The sequence below is a fragment of the Sphingomonas sp. SP4 genome (assembly GCF_058313375.1).
Window position 1 is genome coordinate 1,373,252 of the sequence record NZ_JBZFLE010000001.1, and the last position, 18,476, is coordinate 1,391,727.

Sequence of the window (18,476 nt, forward strand, 5' to 3'; positions counted from 1 at the left end):
TAATCAGTAGGTCGCTGGTTCGAATCCAGCTGGGCTCACCAGCTTTTCAATAACTTGGTTAAATTCAACCGTGCCGCTCTGTCCCGAAACGGAAAAGGCGAAGTTCACGGATCGCATTCCAGAATGCCTGGGCTCCGTCCGTACAAGTCTTCGACCTCGATGTCGTCGCCAGCAGCGACCCTCATCCGTCGATCGAGATCAAGAACCGAACTTCATCGCTTTTGAAACCAATGAGCGATGGCCGCCGGACGCTAGGTAGCACGGCGACATCGTATAGTTCGCGTACCACGCCCTCGATCCGCACCCACGCGAGGATATCGCCTCGGTCGAGATCAATCACGGCGAGCCCGCACCGTGCGTCAGTGTCTCGGGCGCTAAGGGCCTCCTCCAGGGGCAGACCTGAAAAGGTGCGGTTCTCCCGCGGGAGAGATAGCCCGATCACGGCCTGACGTTTCGAAAATGCGAGCCCACGCGCATAGCCGGGGCAAAATGCAACGGCTTCGAATTTGCCGGTCGCGAGATCGATAAAACCCAGTTCCCCGCGACCCGAGTTAAGCAGCCACAGGCGGCCTTCGTGCAGCCGGGGAGAATGAGGCATCGAAAGCCCGGCGATCACGATCTCGTTCGTACATATGTCGATTACGACTCCGCCGTCGGCGCGCCGATCACGCCAGCCATCCGCGACATCGGAGCGCGATACTGCCGTCGCAAAGCGCGGCTCGCCCGCTTCAACGGCCAACCCGTTCAAGTGACAGCGGTCTTCCGCTGCAAGACGCGAAATGAACGCCGGTTTCCAGACAGGGCGGAAGCTGTGGCCGTCGCTTACTGATGCTATGCAGGAGAAGAGCGTGTTGACGAACAGTGGTCGCTGGTCAACGCCGAACGCGACATCGTGGGTGTCGAGATCGCCGGTGACCCAAGCCGCATGAGGCGCATAAACCGCGTCATATCCCTCGGAGCTCGCGTGCCCCCGCGCCATGACGTTATCGAACCGCTGGATGTGATATTGGGTGCCAAGCGCGAGCGTCTGTCCGTCTTCGCTGACAGCAAGGCCCATACTACGCGCGAAAGTCCGCTCGAAAACCGAAATCCGTCCGTTGGTGCTAGAGCCGAGAAGGAAAGTCTTGCCCGCCTGGTAAGTCGTGAAAGCGATGGCGTTGCCTGACTCAGCCAGCCATTCGCCAAAGTTCCGCGAACAAGTAAGCGCAAATTTCTCGTCGGGCTGCTCTTTTGGGGTCACGCTCCGCGCCTCAAGACCCGTTTGAAACGCCATAGAAGGTAGCCGCGGGCGTGCCGAGTCAACCCCTGTACATGCCCAAGTTGATTCGCAATCGGCTGCACAAAATGCTAATAATTCGCGCACCCCCGGAGTCAGCGAGTCTAAATTCCACTTCAAGGACAATTCGCATGTCCACAGTGGTCGACTTGGGAGCCTTGGGCTCTAGCGGATTCATTGCGCGAGGCGCCGCGGCCGGCGACGACGCGGGCGTCAGCGTCTCCAGAGCAGGGGATTTCAACGGCGATGGTATCGACGATTTCATCATCGGCGCGCCCGGCAACGACAGCGGGGACGCAAATTCTGGAGCCGCATATCTCATCTACGGGCAGGTCGGTGGATTGCCCGCCATCGATTTGGACAATCTGCAGACCTCGCAAGGTTTTAGACTCGCCCCCGAGCGGTCAGAGGCCAACGCCGGACTAAGCGTCGCCGCCGCCGGAGACGTCAATGGTGACGGCTTCGACGATATCGTCGTCGGCTCGGCCGCACACGGCATGCTTGGTTATGGGTTCAACCTTGCCGCATACGTCATCTTTGGCCGTGCCGCGAAGCCCACCGGGATCGACCTGACGCACCTTTCTCCGAATGACGGTTTTACTACCTTGAGCGGTATCGGGACGGGATATACCGGCAGCGTCGCTTCCGCCGGCGACATCAACGGCGACGGCTTCGGAGACATCATCCTTGGCTCGCAGTACGATCGCGGTGGCGCCGGAGCGGCCTACGTGGTCTTCGGTGCTCCTCCCGGCTCGGGACACGCTCAGGCCACGGTCACCGGCAACACCGAGCTGTTCCACATCGGTGAAAGCGTCGCGTCCGTCGGGGATATCAACGGTGACGGTTTCGGCGACATCATCATCACGGCGGAAACCAGCGGCTACTATCATTACGGCTCGACGCCCCACGCTTATGTCATCTTCGGAAAGCAGAGCGGCCTTCCTGACATCGACTTGAGTAATCTCCCTGCGTCCGACGGGTTCGTCATCAACGGCAACTATGCCTACGGGGGAGCCACCTTGAAGGCCTCTGCCGCGGGCGACGTCAACGGCGACGGCTTCGCAGACATCGTTCTCGGCGCGACGAAGGACGGGAACGGGGCAGGCGCTGCCTATGTCATATTCGGCCATGGCGGCGGCTTCGCCGATGTCGATCTCGCCAATCTCAACCCGGCCGCCGGATTCAAGATCGAAGGGGGTCTCCCTGGATCTTCCAACGGGGGAGCAGTTTCGGCGGCCGGCGACATCAACGGCGACGGATTCGACGACATCATCGTTGGCGCTCCGAACGCCTACAATGTCGGCGGAGACCTTATCACTGGTCTGGCCTATGTGATCTACGGTCATGCCGGCAGCTTCGGCACCGTCGATCTGACGCAACTTGCCGATTCCGCCGGCTTTATCCTCCAGGGCGGTGCAGCCGGCGACCACGCGGGGTCGACCGTGTCCTCAGCCGGGGACATCAATGGCGACGGCCGCAATGACATTTTGATCGGGGCTCCAAATGCGGATGGCGGCGGCAGTTCCTCGGGTGCGGTCTACGCCGTCTACGGGACCGGACCGGTGCATCACGTGGCCAGCGACTTCAGCGGCGATGGCCACAGCGACATCCTGTGGCGAAGCGACAGCGGCGCGCTGCAGGACTGGATAGCAGGGCGCAACGGCTCTTTCGCTTTCAATTCGGCGCTGCGCGTCGTCCAGGTCCCGGCGAGCCAGCACATCGTCGGTACCGGAGACTTCAACGGTGACTCCCGAGCCGACGTCCTGTTGCGCAGCGACACGGGAATGATGAGCGAATGGATCGCCCGCTCGAACCACACCTTCGCGACCTCGCCAGCGACCTATCAGATGCCCACTAGTTGGAACGTGGCGATCACCGGCGATTTCAACGGTGACGGCCGCTCCGACCTCATTTGGCGCAATGACACCGGCTCGGTCATCGAATGGCTCGGCCAGTCGAACGGCCAATTCGCCTTCAACGCGGCAGCGAACGCTCAACTCGCAACCGGCTGGGCCGCCTCCGCAACCGGCGACTTCAACGGCGATGGGCGCGACGACATTCTGTGGACGAAGAATTCGGGCGAGACCATGACCGGGCTCGGACAGGCTGACGGCAGCTTCGTCAACGCGACGGCGAGCTATCATATGCCCGGTAATTGGACCGTGGCCGGCGCCGGCGACTTCAACGGCGATCAGCGCGGGGACATTCTATGGCGCAGCGATGCCGGCGGTCTCATTGAATGGCTTGGTCAAGCCAATGGCGGATTCGCCTTCAACGCTGCCGCAACCACTAATCTAGGGGCCAGCTGGCACGTCGCCCAGACGGGCGATTTCGACGGCGACCACCGCGGCGACATACTCTTACGGAGCGATTCGGGCACGGTGACCGGTTGGCTTGGCCAAGCGGATGGCAGCTTCGATCCCAGCGGAACGGCCTACTCCATGCCGACAAACTGGCACGTGCAATCTCCGACCGACATATTAGCTTGAGCCCTCATCTACTCATACTGACTGGGGTGAGGCCACAGTAAGTCCTGCATCCGTCATGTGGAAAAAAGGTTCGGTCGGTCGCGACCAATAGTTCAAAAGCTCAAGCTGGCCCCTGCCGTTAGTGCCGTGCCCTTGTGTACGCGATAGCCCTCGTATCGACTGGGGCCACCGCCCGAGAGAGCTGCATGAATTTCCAGGTTCCGGGATTCCCGCGACACGCTGACTCGCCAGTCGCGATGCGTGGCGCCTGCATCGTAGACCGAAGGTGAATTTAGGTAGACGAGCATCCCGACATGACCGCTGATGCGCCAGTTCGCCGCCGGTTCGAACCCTGTCTCGATTTCTCCGTAAAGCGTCGACTGTCCAGGGTAACGATAGTCCGGCGAGTAATAGATCCTGCCGGCGACGCGGCCGACATAGGCACCCGCGTAGATCTCCGTGTATTTGAAATTGCGGTAGCCCTTTCCCGCGGACCGGATTTGCGACCTGAGCACGCCTGCGTCGAGCGTGGCGTTATTGCTCACACGCCTAGCATACCCAACGTTGCCGACAACCCCTAGGAAACGGATATCTTCGCCGAGCTCGGTCAACGCAGAAAGGTCAAAGTACAGGCCCGATTGATGATCGTAAGTCAGTTGAACGGACATGGCCGGATTGTCGCCAGTCAATGAATAGCCGCGCAGCCGATAATCCGAGTCTATCGCAACCGATCCGCCCACCTGAGCTGCGGCCGGTTCGGCGACCACGCAGCCGAGCAGAATTGCAAGCGCGGTGAACACCCCACGCACGTCACGGCGCCCAAAGCGTATAGAGATCAGCCGTTGTCGAACCTGACCCGCTCCCCCGGCACATGCATTAGGGACACCGCTGCAACTTTTCTCATCGCAGGCGCGATGGCAAGAAATCGTATTTCCAAACTCTTCGTCACAATCCGCCGATGGATGACGTGCTCCGTCTGCGACTGAGAGTCTGTGAGTGGGTGGATGATTCTTAGCTAGGTCGAACCAAGTCCGACATGGAACGCCCCATCTGGGCTAGCTTGATAGGGCTCAGGCTCGCCAGTTCAGCCCGACATGCGTCACCAAACCTGGAGAAGAGATCTACCGAGTCATTTTCAAGCAAGTCCCTGATCTCATCCTTGCTTCGATTGGACTCTCGATAGGCCTTCAAGATTGCATGAGCGATCACGCGAGCCTCCCTGACGACCTGTTCAGACGAGTGAAGGCGCATCTGTCCGATCTCGCCGTATAGGGACGCGATCCTTCCGGGATCCGGATCGTTTTCCTGCAAGGCATCAGCATAGCAACGCGCGCTCCCTTGAATGAAATCGCTATAGAGGTTCTGCCTCTGTTTGATTTCCTGGACGATCCATTGGGACCTGGATTGAACGCGTTGCGCGATCCACGATGCGAAGACGGACAGAATTCCGCCGATCGTTGCGCCGAGAAGTGCTGCGAGCGTTGCGTCCATCTAGCGATTATCCGTCCTGATTCGAGCGACTACCGACATGCCGGGACGAAGCCGCGCCGCTAGCGGTTGGTCCGGATCAATCCGTATTCGGACGGCGATGCGCTGGGCCACCTTCACAAAGTTTCCAGTCGCATTGTCCGGCCGGAGCACTGCGAACTCCGAACCCGCCGCAGGAGCCAGGCTTTCGACATGGCCTTTCAGCCGCTGGCTTCCTAGGGCATCGACGGTGAAGCTCGCTTCGTCGCCGACGCGCATATTGTGGGTCTGCGCTTCCTTGTAATTGGCGGTGACCCAGAACGTCCTGGGCACGAGATACATGAGCTGCGTACCGGCTGTGACATATTGGCCCTGGCGCACTGAAACCTCGCTCAACTGACCCGCGAGCGGCGCCCGTATAACCGTATGGCCAAGATCGACTTCAGCCAACCGGACCTGGGCTCTGGCGGCTTCGACATTAGCGTTGAGTCCTGACCGACCGACGATCACCGTGCGGACGTCTTGTGTTCCGATCTGTCGTGCTGCGTTCGCCTGATCGAGTTGTGCCCGAGCAGCGAGCAGCGACGCGCGCAGTTGATCTTCCTCCGCTCGGGTCGCCCAGCCATTCTTCACCAAGGTTTCAAGGCGGTTCCAATCTGCCTGTGCGCGCGCCAGTTGCGCCTGGGCGGTCGCAATCCCGGCGTCCTGGGCAAGCGTACTAACTTCCTTCGATCGCTGGGCTTGATCGGAATTCTTCAGGTTCGAGATTTGAGTAAGCACATTCGCTTTCGCCTGCGCCACCTTGGCGCTGTAAATGCTGTCCTCGATGCGGACGAGCACCTCACCGGCCTTTACGTCCTGAAAGTCCTTTACGGGGACTTGAGAGACATAGCCTGATACCTGCGGGCTGATGACGGTGGTCTGCCCTCGCACGTAAGCATCGTCGGTCTGTTCATAGCGCCCGCCGAACGGCGGTAGGCGCCAGGCGTATGCAATGGCCCCGATGGCGCTGAGCACGAGCAGAAGGATAAGGGTCGTGGCGAAGGCCGACCTACGCGGAGGACTCCAGCGCGAGGGTGCCACCTCAACTGTTTCGGGGCTTGCTTCAACCGCGGGGCTCGCGACCTCAGGCTCTGGAGCTGGAGCAATAGGGGCCGGCTCGGATGCTCGTGCCGTCGAGTGCGTCGCTGGAGGGAGCTCGGACGTGTCAGCCGACTTCATAATTAAGCTCATCCTTCCTTCTTGAGCACGGCCAGCTGAGCCATCGCAGCTTGCGCAAACCGCACAATCGGGGAAACCTCCCCCTCCCGTCGCATCTTGAGCTCGATCGCGACGCCCCAGACGAACAAGAGCAGTGCGCAAAGGCCAATGACGAGAAACACATCATTGAACGCCAGTATGTTGGCTTCCCGCGTTACGCGCTGGCTCAGCAGCGCAGCACCTTCGGCATTGCGGAGAACCGGATCTAGGATGACCCCGCTGACCTGCTGGGCACTTCCGGATATCCGACCTGCATCGGTGGGGTCGCTCAATATTATCTGCTGCACCAGGATGTTCGAGTGGAACTTCTCCCGCAGTATCTGAAACGTTCCGAACAGTGCCGAGCCTACGAGGCCGCCCAGATTCTGCGACGCGAGGAAAACGACGAGCCAGCTTATGAAATATTGCGGACCTTGCAGAAGCGTTCGTGAGAGCCCGATGATCATCGCGGGACCCACGAACAGTAGGCCAGCAAAGCCGACGATCGCCTGGGTGACGTAGACATTGGCAGGCCCGGTGAGATTGGTGGCTCGCGAGTCTACGAAGGCAGCAATCGCAATCAGCAAGCAGGCGATCTGGATTGGCCGTGCCGGACTCTGCGGTCGGGTCAGGAAGATGGCTGCGAGCAGTCCTGCCAGAGATGCTAACGTGACAATGATGTACAGGGTGCGGAACTGCTCCGTGCCATAACCTAGTGCCGACAGTAGCCCGACCGATGCATAGGTCTGCTCGGAAAGGACGACCCTGACGCAAAACGCGACCGCGACGATCCGCATGATCGGCCGCTGACCTAGGAAGCGAGTCATCAGCAGCGGCATCTTTCGCCGATGCTCAATCGCGACGGCCGCCCCGATCAGGATGATCGCACCGATGAGCGCCCAGCCAAGCCAGGATTTCGCAAACCACCACTCTGTCCGCCCGAGTGCGAGGACGGAACAGAGCAGACCAACACCCGGGACCATCAGAGCGATGGTGACGAAATCGGTTCGCTCGAAGACCTTGTCGCGTTCGCTCGGCGGCAGAGGAAGCGCCAGCACTGCGGCAAGGGTGAGTAGCGCCAGTCCAAGTTCGAATATGTAAGCCATGCGCCAGTCGCCCCACAGCAGCAACGAAGGGGCGATCACACGCGCCAGTGGTGTTGCCAGTTGCGGAACGCTGACGCCAATCATCACACCGTGGATGCGCTTCGGAGCGGGCATGGCCTGGAACCAAGTCAGCACGCCCAAGGTCGACAAGCCGGCCGCGGCGAGCCCGCTCACCGCGCGCACCAGCATCGCCGACCAGAAGTCGTGGATGAACAGGTGCATGAGCGTCGTTAGGATGTAGCCGACGAGAACGAGCTTCAGGAAGAGCTGAAGCCCGAACTGCTGCCTGAACTTCACGAGCACGAGGTTCGAGCAAATGTAGGTGGTGGCATATGCCGCCGGAATCCACGCGGCCTCTTCCGCGGTTAGGCCGAGGGTTCCCTGGAAATAGGATATGTTCGCGGTGACCAGCGCGTTCCCAAGCCCGCCTGTCAGCCCCGCAAGCGCACCGATCGCGCCATAGGCCCACATCCGCGCTGTTGGGTGCTCCGGATTGAACGGCGAACCGGGTATGATCGGCCGTTCATGCGGCTTGAATTGGTAAGCCAGGGTCATGCGCACTGCCCATTCACAGGGGGCTGCTGACGCTTGAACAGGCCGATCGGCCTCATCGTCTTAACATCGTCCCAAACCGCTTGCTACGGCGTCGATGAAGCCCAAGAGAAGCTCAGGCTGGTCTTGCCAACGTCCAGTCCGCGAGAGTCGAAGCGGCGCTCGATAATGATGCCTTGGCCTTGATCGTCCACAACCACGAGTGTGCTGCATCGCGTTCCGTAAACCGGATTTCGAATGAAGATTGCCGATTGCGTAGGCTCCTCCGGCACGTCGGAAGGCAGCGCAGAACTGATCCCGACGGCGGGCAGTCTCTCTTCGTGAAGCCCATCGAGGAGCACCTCGAGGTCTCCGGTCGAGCCCACGATCCACTCTAGAAGGATCTCCTTCAGCCGCATCGTCTTCGGCCAGGGCTCATCGAGCGCGCCATTGGATAGGCCGTAGATTCCGGGCGCGAGAAGGCTGCGAACGTCTTTCGGGCGGTTGGTAAGGAAGTGTGCTTCCTGGCGATCCGCAACAATCAGATTGAACGGGTTGAAGTCAGAGACGTCGGCCCCCTCGAGATCGGAGTAGCGTCCCTCACCAGACAACAGGTCGGTCACGAGTTGTCCGCGCGAAGCACGGCCGGGCTCCGGCGGACCGAAGCCGCGTAGGTTGGTGACCACGGCGAAACGCCCCTCTTCGGAAACGCCGAGCCATGTGCCGCCCGATTGCAGGTCACGGCCGGCGATCAGGTGATTTGGCTCCGCCCAGCGAGTCAGCGGCGCTGCGGGGCGGGCGTGCAATTCATCGCGATTGCCCGCGACGACCATCGGCCATTTCGGATGCGCACGCCATGCGAATGCAAGAACGCACATCTTCCAATCATCTCACAACAACATGGCGTGTAGGCCATAGGTCGGATTTGGTCCGAACCGGGGGTGCGCGCTGCTCGGACAGAAGCGCCAGGCACATCGCAAAGACCGATGCGATAGCCGCCGTGCGGAGTGGGAAATCGACCAGGCTGTGCACCAGTATGGCGGCGGAAGCGATCGAAGCCGCCCGAGCATAAGGGCCACCTTCCGACAGCCATGCGCGCCAGCTCGCCCGCAACCACCATGCGAGGAAAAGCGCGATCAGCACAACGCCAGCGACGCCCAGTTCAAGAGCGAGCTCGATATAATCGTTGTGCGCGTGGACAACGTACGTGCTCGTGACGCGGGTCGGGTCTTCATAAAGCTGATAGACGCTCTGGAAGGAGCCAAGGCCGGAACCCCACGGCATGAAGTCCCGTAATGCCTCGGCGGTCGTCGTCAGCATCTCCTGTCGGGTTTGAACGGACGTCGCCGCGTCCGACCTGAACGCCGAGCCACGGATCGAGCTAGTTGCCAAGGCAACGACGGCACCGGCGAGGAGCAGGCCCGCAATGACGGCCGTCAATCGGCGCCATTTACTCTTCGGACCGATCAGGATCAGGGCGCTTGCCGCGAGCACCGGTAAGGTAAGTCCATAAGCGGCAAGCGAGCGATTGAGCAGGATGCCAACGAAAATGACGAGCGCAGCGCCTGCGACGAGCACGAGCAATGCGGAGTTGCGTTGCCTGCTGGGTCCACGGGCCGACACGTAAAGGGCTGCGAGGAATGGAAGCGTCGTGACGAGCAGCGTCCCCATGTGATTGCCATTCGCGAAGAAGCCTGAGGCGATGCCAAAGCTCGATTCCGGATACATATACCAGGCAGTGCCATTTGGCCCGGCGCTCGAAACTTGCAGCACTCCTAACAGAATGCCTGCAACCGTTCCGGAGAGAAGCGCGCCGACTAGCCAGCTTGGGCGGTAAGCGCTCAGCCGGACGATTGCGCAGAACAATGCTAAAGGCGGGAGCAGGCCCATTAACGAATCGAACGTCCTGTACGGCGTGAGCGAGAGCGACAACCAAGGCGTCCCAAGACCGAGGATTTGATAGCCTTGTGCAAGCCGCTCGCGACCCCCCAGATGCTCCCAGATTGCTGGCGGTAATGGAAGCATTTGAACGGCAACAAGGGCGACGCTCACGGCTGCCAGCAGCAACAACTGCCTTGCCGGGGGCGGCACTTGTTCGTCCCCACGTGCAACGGCCGCCCAGGCCAGGATGGCAACGGCAAGCAGTTGGAGGACCATGTTTGCCCAGATGCCCTGAGCGCTCCCGCCCAGAACGAGGCAGAGGAACAGATAGAGAGGGGCGATAGCTTGGCGCGCGCGGTTAGCCATTGGGCTGCTCCGCAATCACCTTCATCGCAGAAATGGTGAAATCCGATTGCTGCGGGATTTCGGAAGATACGCCTGAAAGCTCCAGCCACTGCGCGCCGCAGTCAGCGGGCACCGTGAAAGTCCAGGGGCGCTTTGCCAACACATCGAGCGAGATCGCCGTGAAGGGCGACTGCGCACGGTCGCAACGCAGAGACCAGGTCAGCGAGCGGGCTCGTCCGGGACTTCCCGACACGGCCGCCATCATGCGGTATTGACCGGGTTGAAGCACGAGCAACTGCCGGGCGAGTTGCCCGTCCTGCTGGCCGTAGAAGATGACATGCAACCGGCCGCCGGACTGACGTTCCGCCAGACCCACAGCGGATGACATCAGCTCCCAATTGAAGGGCGGCGGCGCTTTCGTATCCGCGAAAGTAGCATCATAAACGGTCTGCCCGCGCGTCAGGTGGGCGCCTGAAATCTCCGACCAGAGCGCGCGCGCCTTTGCATATTGGCCAGCCTGAACCAGACTGTTCAGCATGGTCGGAACCCACGCGGCCGTTGGCGCGCGGTGCTCCTGGTCGTCGAGCGCCATCACCGCGTCAGCATTTCCAGCATCATGAGCCATCTCCCCCAACGTCGCGAAACCGAGATCGGAATTCTCAGCCAGGACTTCGCGCAGCTGCGGCCAGTTCCGCCGGTCCTTTGCGTACGCGGCAACATACGGAGCAGCGCTTGCAACGCCGCCTGGCGCGAGCCGCGCAAGCGCGGCGGCTTGCTGAAGACCTTCTCGAGAGTCCCCCGCATGAAAATAATGCTCTGCCAGGAAGAAGCGTGCTGGAAGTGAGCGTGGATCCCTCTGCTCTGCCGCGAGGAAGGCTTGGACCGACAGTTCGACCTTGCCGGACATCTGCGCTTGCACGCCGCGTACGAGGAATGGCTCGGGTGCCAAGGGGGCTTTCAACGATGCATCGTTGATCAAGGCGAAGACCGAGTTGGATACGGCTCGTCGATCCCGTGCAGCTCGCCCGATTTGGGTCATCCCGAGCGCAATTTCGGAATCGGGATGGTTGCGCCAGACGCGCGCCGCCTGGTCCGGAGACCGCTCCGCAAGAGCAGCCACGGCCGCGTTCCTGACGACCTGAACCGCGAGCAGCAGTGCGGCCGCGATCACGAGGAGCCCCCGCCCCATGGTCAAGTTCGTGCCGCTGGAAGTGACTTCAGCTTTCGGTCCCCTGAGGGATCATTAGGATTTCGGTCCGCTTCTTGTCCACAGAGCGCTGGCCGTAAGCGTATCCGTAACCGTAGCGGCCATAGCCGTAACCCTCTTCCGCCGACGCCTTCGTCAGCGCTGCTCCAAGGATGTGTGCACCGGTTGCTTCAAGTCGATTGAGAGCCTCGATGCCCGCCCGAGTCCGCGTGGTTCCGCTTTCGACCACAAAGAGCACGTTGCCCGCGGCAGCTGCGAGCAATGGTGCATCGGCGAGTCCGAGGGCCGGCGGACCATCGACGATGATGAGGTCGAACTGCTCTTCAGCTTCCGCAATGATCTTCCGGATCCGCCCCGTAGCGAGAAGGTCCGCAGGATTTGGCGGAACCGGTCCGCTCGGCAGGAGCCGCAGGTTGGCATGCTGGGTGTCGAGGATGTGAGCGCGGATGGAATCGTCCGTGGTAAGCAGCTTGCTGAGCCCAACATGATCCGTCGCGCCTTTGAAGGCCGGCTTACGCAGGTCCGCGTCGATCAGAAGCACAGACTTCTCGCGCCGCGCAAAATTCTGGGCGAGCGCGAGTGCGCTGGACGATTTGCCCTCGGCAGACTGCGTGCTGGTGAGCAGCAACACCTTCGGCATTCCCGCCTCGGTGCTGAACCGCAAGGCGGCAACAATCGCCGAATAGGCCTCCGAGACAGCCGAAGTCGGGTTCTTCAGATCGTCCACAAACGCTTCGCGAGCCGCCGTCTTTGGAACGGCGCCAAGGCATGGGATGCCGAGCTTCTTCCGCACATCGTCGCGCGTTTTGATGGTATCGGTCAGGAACTCGAGCCCAACCGCTCCCGCCACGCCTGCCAGCAAGCCTGCGCCCAACCCGAACAGGAGGTTGAGCATAAGGTTAGGCTTGTAAGGCAGCATCGGCGTATCCGCCCGATCGACGATCGACACTGGAGCGGTTCCCACGCCACCCGCGACGCCAATCTCTTTGTAGCGCTGCAGTAGCGCGTCGTAGAGGCTGCGGTTGGTGTCCACCTCGCGTTGCAGGATGTTGTACTGGATGCTCCGGCCGCGGAGATTGAGGACAGCGCCTTTCAGTCCGGCCACGCGCGCCTGAAGCGCCCTCTCCGCCTGAGCCGCAGCGCGGAATTCCGCGAGAAGCGAGTTATTGCGGCCCGACGACATCTGCGCAGCCGCTGCCGAGATTTGCCGATCCAGCTCGTCAATCTGGGAGCGAAGGCTAAGCATCTCCGGATGCTCAGGTTTCATGAACTGACGCTTCTGTTGATACTCAGCTTCCAGGGTCGCCTTCTGCTGGCGGAGCGTCTGGGTACTCGCGGTGACGTCGCTGGTTGGGCCGGTTGCTAGCGCCTGGCGATAGGCGCCTTCCGCAGCCACGCGCCGTGCGGTCGCGTCGGCAAGCGCCTTGTTCAGCGTGACAAGAGACTCGCCCTGAAGCGAATTCGTATCGCCTGCCGGCGCCTTACCGTCTGGGGTGGACCCAGTGTTGATGATGCCTTGCGCTTGCGCGTAGCCCACGAGCGCACGCTCGGATCGCTCAAGGTCGCCGCGGGTCTTGGCGATTTGCCGCTCCAGGAAGTTTCGCGCGTAGGCTGATGCTTCGTAGCGGCGTTGGAGGGCAGTATTGATGAAGCTGTCGGCGATACCGTTCGCGACCAGCGCCGACAGTTGCGGCGACGTCGAGTCAAAGCTGAACTTGATCAGTTGGCCTTCCTGCGGAGTAATCACATGCAGCCCGGCGGAAACGGCGCCAGCGGCGCTGCGCAAGCGCTGGGAGGCGTCTCCCGTCTGCGCGACAATGGCCGGATTGTTGGCAAGGTTCAGTTCCTGCGCGGTGCGCTCCGCAACGCTCTTGCTCGACAGAAGCCCGACCTGCGTCGCGACAAAATCGTAGGTGTTCGCGGTTGCGTCGTCCCGTTCCCGAGACTGTGACTCGCTAACGGCGAAGCTCGGCGGGTTTGCTTCCAGTGTCACCCAGGAGCGGTAGATGGGCGTTGTAAGCAGCGTGATCAGGATCGCGCCGATCAAACCGGCACCGACTGCTCCCAGCACCAGCCAACGCCAGTGCTGGATGATCTTCAGCAGCGTTGGGAAATCCAGGATGCTGCTAGCCGAGTAAGTACGGTTCCCCGCTACCGGCGGGGCAGGTTGGCCATATGGCGCGACGGGCCAGGACCCATCGTTCGGGACAGCCAGGCTGTTGTTCATAATTGGTCGCCCCGTTTATGCATCTCAGATCGGCCCGAAGATAGCGAGCAGCGGTATCGTCTGCAGGAGACGCTTCTCCATCGCCTTCACCGACGACCCGTCAACCACCACGATATCGCCCGGATAGACCCGCGGATCTTGCGCTTCCCCTCGCCTGATCGACACAAGGTCGAATGCAGCGGCCTGGCGCTTCCCGTTGATGGTGCGGAAGATAGCCACCCGATGGGGATTGGCGTCATCGCTAGTACCCTTTGCGAGCGCCACCGCCTGCATCAGCGAAAGATTGCCAAGCACGGGGAACGAGCCGGAGTCCTTCACCGCGCCGTCAACGGTGACGACACGACCCGCCGATTGCTTAATCGCAACGCTAACGTCGGGATGTTCCAGATACTTCGCACCGAGCTTATCGGTCAGCTTCTGGTCGAGCTCCGCGGTCGTCAGGTTAGCGGCTTCTACCTCGCCGATCAGCGGCAACGAGATGTGCCCCGCAAGGTCCACATCATAATCGCCGGAGAGGTCCTCGGATTTGAAGACCTTGATAGCGAGCTTATCCATCGGAAGGATTTTGTAATTGGACTCGAGGGCGACGACCGCCTGCGTGTCGGGCGCCGCAAAGGGCTGATCGTAGGGAATGGGGCCGCCACGACTGTCGGAACAGGCGGCTAGAAGGACAATTGCAGCTAGCAAGACGCCGGAACGCACTTTACGTGTGACTAGATCACCAAACACGAACGTTCCCCGCAAGATAGCCGCTGTTTTTGGCAGCCAAGTTAGGTTCCTTGCGGACAGGGTTAGTCGCCTAAATCGATCAATTCAATGCGACGTCGAATGGGCGGGGCCGGTGTCCACGTACCAGTGCTCGCCGCCTTCGATCGCCAGCGCCGTCAGCAAGCCGGACCGATAGGCGCCGGTATCGATGCCAATGCGATTCGACCGCTCTTCAACCTCCAGACTGATCGTGTGACCATGCACAACGACGCAGCCATGGTCGGTGTCATCGAGCAGGAACGGCTCACGGATCCAGCGAAGATCCGACTGCACCTGATCTTCCAATGGCACCCCAGGGCGGATTCCCGCATGGACGAAGAGGTAATCGCCGAACCGGCAGGTATCGACGAAGCTCTTCAGGAACTCGACATGCTTCGAAGGAACAGCACGACGCAGAGTAGCTAGGGCTACGTCGCTGTCGCCCTGGATCTGGCGAAGATCGACGCCGTAGCTTTTAAGACATTGAGCGCCACCGAATTGCAGCCAGCTCTGCAGCAGCGAAAGGTCGCCCCCGAGTAGCCGCAGCAATACTTCTTCATGATTGCCGAGGAGGTGGACCGTTTTAACGCCTTCTGGCCGATAGGTTCGCAGGCGTTCGATTACTTGCGCGCTGTCGGGCCCGCGATCGATCAAATCTCCCAAGAAGACCAGCAGTGTCTTGCGCGGCGGTCGTTGTGCCCGTTCCCAGGCAATGCGGGCGAGCAATTGCTCAAGCAGATCGAGTCGGCCGTGAACGTCACCGACGACATAGGCGCGATAGCCTTTTGGGCCTTTCGGCCAAGCCTCCCGGCTGCGTTTGAGACCGAGTTTCGTCACCAATCACCGGATAGGCGCGAATCCTATCAAGCGCCAAGAAGTTGGAAACGCGGGATGGCGACGTCGAACGCCGAACCATCTTCGTCGACCATGCGATAGCTTCCGCTCATCGACCCGGAGGGCGTGTCCAAGGGACAGCCGGAGACGTAATCGAAACTCGCGCCAGGAGCGATCAATGGCATTTCGCCGACCACCCCCTCGCCCACAACCTCATGGACGGCTCCGCGTCCGTCAACGATGCTCCAGCTTCGCGAGAGGAGTTGCACCGCGCGATCCGAGCCATTCTCGATCCGCACATGATAGGACCAGAACCAGCGGTTTGACGACGGGTCAGACTGCTCAGCAAGAAAACTAACGGCGACGCGCACCGCGATCCCGCGGGTCACTGCGACATTGGGAAAAAGCATGGCCAAAGCGTCGACGGTCACGGATACAGCCTAAGCGAGACCACCGGCGCGGCGCAACCGGTCGACGAGACGCCTGCGCGCTTCTGCGATGGACCGTGAGCGATCCGTCAGAACGTCGCGCAAAAGGAAATGGCCGGTCAGCTCGAGCCCCTCGGCAATTTCGCTCCAGCTTGCGCGGCCGCCTTCACGCACGAACCCTGGAAGCGGGAGCAACCTGCCGTGATAAGGTTCCGCTTCGGCAGCGCTTACGGCGCGGCCCGACTTCGGACTGACCGCGACGAGATTATCGTTGCCGCCAGTCACCGCGCAGCGATCGAGATCAAGGCCGAAACCCAATTCAGCCAGAAGGAGCAGCTCGTAACGCACGAGTGCTGCGCCCCACCCGCTCGCCGACGGTGCAGCTTCAATCGCGTGGAGCAAGCCTTCCAGAGCGGAATAGAGTCTGGGGTAAGGTTGGCCTTCCGGCAGCGCCGTTGCTGTAAGCGCAGCCACCCATTCGATGGCCGCAGCCGGAAGCGGTTCGGATAGCAGTGGGCCGCGGCTGTGAGCGAGCTCGACCGTAGCCTGGGGCAACTGCGTTTCCGTCCGCGCGGATAGCTGAGTCTCAACCACATTCCCGGCGATCAGCACCGGGCGCATCCTTCGGCCGCGAGCGCCCCGGATATAAGCCGCCTGAAGCCCATCGTCCGGCGTCATCAGGCGGACCACCGCACCGTGTTCACCGTGACTCCGCAGGGCACAGACGATGGCCTTCGTCTCGATCCTCATCCGCGGGGGTGAAAATAATCGTAGAGCTGGCGCGCCATCGCCTTGCTAATGCCAGGGGCCTTTTCGAGGTCTTCCAGCGCTGCGCCCTTCACCGCTCTCGCCGTGCCGAAATGCATGAGCAAGGCGCGCTTGCGGTTCGGACCGATGCCGGGAACCTCGTCCAGCGTCGACGTCGTCAGGCTCTTGGCGCGCTTGGCCCGATGCGTGCCGATGGCAAAGCGATGAGCCTCGTCCCGAAGGCGCTGCAAATAGAAGAGCAAAGCCGAATTCGGCGGCAGCGTGATTTCGCGTCCACCTGGAAGATGGAAAACCTCGCGGCCCTCTCGTCCGTGGTGCGGGCCCTTCGCGACGCCGACCACGGGCACGTCGTGCACGCCGGCATCTTCCATGACTTCGCAGACCGAGGACAGCTGGCCTTTACCACCGTCGATCAGGATCAGGTCTGGCCACTCGCCGCTCGCACGGTCAGGATCTTCTTTCTCGAGACGGGCAAAGCGGCGCTCGAGCACTTCCCGCATCATCGCAAAGTCGTCGCCCGGCTGCGTCTCCTTCCGCTTGATGTTGAACTTGCGGTAGCTGTTCTTCCGGAATCCTTCCGGCCCGGCGACGATCATGGCACCCGTCGCGTTCGTGCCCATGATGTGGCTGTTGTCGTAGACTTCGATACGCTTGGGCACGTCTGGCAATTCAAAGGTGTCGGCCAGCTCACGCAGAATCTTCCCCTGCGTAGTGGTTTCCGCCAGCCGTCGGTCGAGGGCCTCTTCCGCATTGCGCTGCGCCTGCTCGAGCAGCTTACGACGTGCGCCACGATGCGGACGCTCGATGACGACCTTGCGTTCGGCCCGCTCTGACAGCGCCTCTTCAAGCAGCGCTTGGTCCGGCAGATCGCGATCGACCAAAATGCGCCGGGGCGGCGGCACATCCTCGTAGAACTGAACGAGAAAGCTAGAGAAAACCTCGACTTCCGGGACTTCGCTCGTATGCGCCGGGAAGAAGGCACGGTGACCCCAATTCTGCCCTCCACGGATGAAAAAGGCCTGGATCGACATCGTCCCGGCCTTGCAGGCGAGCGCGAACACGTCGGCATCGCCGAGGCCCTCAGCATGCACTGTTTGGCTTCCCTGAATGTAGGTCAGGGCGCGAAGCCGGTCGCGGTAGACGGCGGCAAGCTCATAATCCTGCTTCTCCGCTGCAATCGCCATCTGCTTGCTCAGGCGCGCCTGCACACCCGTCGACTTGCCGCTCAGAAACTCCTTCGCTTCATCGACCAGCTCATCATAATCTTCCTCGCTGATCCGTCCCACACAGGGCGCCGAACAGCGCTTGATCTGGTAAAGTAGGCAAGGCCGAGATCGATTTTCGAAAAAGCTGTCGGAACAGCTTCTTAGAAGGAAGAGCTTCTGAAGGGCATTAAGCGTCCGAGTGACGGATCCCGCGCTGGCGAAGGGCCCATAATATTGCCCTTTGATCCGCCTTGCGCCGCGATGCTTCTGCACGCGGGGAAAGTCATGATCCTCACGTAACAGGATGAACGGGAAGCTCTTATCGTCGCGGAGAAGGACGTTGTACGGGGGTCGGAAGCGCTTGATGAGCTGCGCTTCCAGCAGCAGCGCCTCCGCCTCTGTCCGCGTAGTGACAATGGTCATCGAGCGGGTCTGCGCGACCATCCGCTGAAGGCGCTTCGGCAGCTTCGCGACTTGGGTGTAATTGGTGACGCGGTTCTTCAAGCTCCGCGCCTTGCCGACGTAGAGCACGTCGCCGCGCGCATCTTGCATGCGATAGACGCCAGGCCGCACAGGCAGCGTCTTCAGGACTTCTCGGATGGCCGCTACGCCCTTGTCCAAGTCCGGCTGGTCCGACCCACGCACGGCATAGGTCGCCTGCTCTTCATTGAAGCGCTCGGCGGCTCGGGGATGATGCGGACGGTCGGCCGGGGTTCGGTCCATATGACCGACTTAGTGGCTCCGTAG

15 protein-coding genes are annotated in these 18,476 nt (G+C 61.3%); 1 reads left to right on the forward strand and 14 read right to left on the reverse strand.

Annotated features, from left to right (window positions below; genetic code table 11):
* Positions 1-181 precede the first annotated feature (181 nt).
* Positions 182-1,240 carry a TIGR03032 family protein gene (locus AC4GYV_RS06980; RefSeq protein ID WP_491099928.1) on the reverse strand — a complete coding sequence of 353 codons (1,059 nt, stop codon included), beginning with the start codon at positions 1,238-1,240 and terminating at the stop codon, positions 182-184.
* Positions 1,241-1,407: 167 nt separating this feature from the next.
* Here AC4GYV_RS06980 and AC4GYV_RS06985 point away from each other — a divergent pair, with 167 nt between their 5' ends.
* Positions 1,408-3,765, forward strand: coding sequence for an FG-GAP-like repeat-containing protein (locus AC4GYV_RS06985; protein ID WP_491099929.1), 2,358 nt, complete (start codon positions 1,408-1,410; stop codon positions 3,763-3,765).
* A gap of 92 nt (positions 3,766-3,857) precedes the next feature.
* Here AC4GYV_RS06985 and AC4GYV_RS06990 read toward each other — a convergent pair whose 3' ends face one another.
* The 13 genes from AC4GYV_RS06990 to uvrC form a co-directional block, all read right to left on the reverse strand.
* Positions 3,858-4,553 (reverse strand): TorF family putative porin, encoded by a 696-nt coding sequence (locus AC4GYV_RS06990; RefSeq protein WP_491099930.1) that lies wholly within the window; start codon positions 4,551-4,553, stop codon positions 3,858-3,860.
* Positions 4,554-4,755: 202 nt separating this feature from the next.
* Positions 4,756-5,235, reverse strand: a complete 480-nt coding sequence (locus tag AC4GYV_RS06995) for a hypothetical protein (RefSeq protein ID WP_491099931.1) — start codon at positions 5,233-5,235, stop codon at positions 4,756-4,758.
* Entirely contained in the window at positions 5,236-6,228 is a 993-nt protein-coding gene (locus AC4GYV_RS07000) for an HlyD family secretion protein (protein WP_491099932.1), read from the reverse strand.
* Positions 6,229-6,440: 212 nt separating this feature from the next.
* Entirely contained in the window at positions 6,441-8,111 is a 1,671-nt protein-coding gene (locus AC4GYV_RS07005) for an MFS transporter (RefSeq protein WP_491099933.1), read from the reverse strand.
* 83 nt (positions 8,112-8,194) lie between these two features.
* Positions 8,195-8,965, reverse strand: a complete 771-nt coding sequence (locus AC4GYV_RS07010; RefSeq protein WP_491099934.1) for an NRDE family protein — start codon at positions 8,963-8,965, stop codon at positions 8,195-8,197.
* Between the two features lie 7 nt (positions 8,966-8,972).
* A complete protein-coding gene (locus tag AC4GYV_RS07015) occupies positions 8,973-10,334 on the reverse strand; it encodes an O-antigen ligase family protein (protein ID WP_491099935.1) in 1,362 nt (453 codons plus the stop codon).
* On the reverse strand, positions 10,327-11,502 hold the full coding sequence (locus tag AC4GYV_RS07020; protein ID WP_491099936.1) for a tetratricopeptide repeat protein: 1,176 nt from the start codon (positions 11,500-11,502) through the stop codon (positions 10,327-10,329). The genes AC4GYV_RS07015 and AC4GYV_RS07020 overlap by 8 nt, the downstream gene beginning before the upstream one ends.
* A 28-nt stretch (positions 11,503-11,530) precedes the next feature.
* Complete coding sequence (locus tag AC4GYV_RS07025) at positions 11,531-13,747, reverse strand: GumC family protein (RefSeq protein ID WP_491099937.1); 2,217 nt, start codon at positions 13,745-13,747, stop codon at positions 11,531-11,533.
* Positions 13,748-13,771: 24 nt separating this feature from the next.
* Positions 13,772-14,449 carry a polysaccharide biosynthesis/export family protein gene (locus AC4GYV_RS07030; protein WP_491099938.1) on the reverse strand — a complete coding sequence of 226 codons (678 nt, stop codon included), beginning with the start codon at positions 14,447-14,449 and terminating at the stop codon, positions 13,772-13,774.
* A 111-nt stretch (positions 14,450-14,560) separates the two neighbouring features.
* Positions 14,561-15,331, reverse strand: a complete 771-nt coding sequence (locus tag AC4GYV_RS07035) for a metallophosphoesterase family protein (RefSeq protein ID WP_491099939.1) — start codon at positions 15,329-15,331, stop codon at positions 14,561-14,563.
* A gap of 26 nt (positions 15,332-15,357) precedes the next feature.
* On the reverse strand, positions 15,358-15,738 hold the full coding sequence (gene apaG, locus AC4GYV_RS07040; RefSeq protein ID WP_491100404.1) for a Co2+/Mg2+ efflux protein ApaG: 381 nt from the start codon (positions 15,736-15,738) through the stop codon (positions 15,358-15,360).
* A 30-nt stretch (positions 15,739-15,768) separates the two neighbouring features.
* Positions 15,769-16,506 (reverse strand): DNA repair protein RecO, encoded by a 738-nt coding sequence (recO, locus tag AC4GYV_RS07045; protein ID WP_491099940.1) that lies wholly within the window; start codon positions 16,504-16,506, stop codon positions 15,769-15,771.
* Positions 16,503-18,452 carry an excinuclease ABC subunit UvrC gene (uvrC, locus tag AC4GYV_RS07050; protein ID WP_491099941.1) on the reverse strand — a complete coding sequence of 650 codons (1,950 nt, stop codon included), beginning with the start codon at positions 18,450-18,452 and terminating at the stop codon, positions 16,503-16,505. The genes recO and uvrC overlap by 4 nt, the downstream gene beginning before the upstream one ends.
* Positions 18,453-18,476 lie beyond the last annotated feature (24 nt).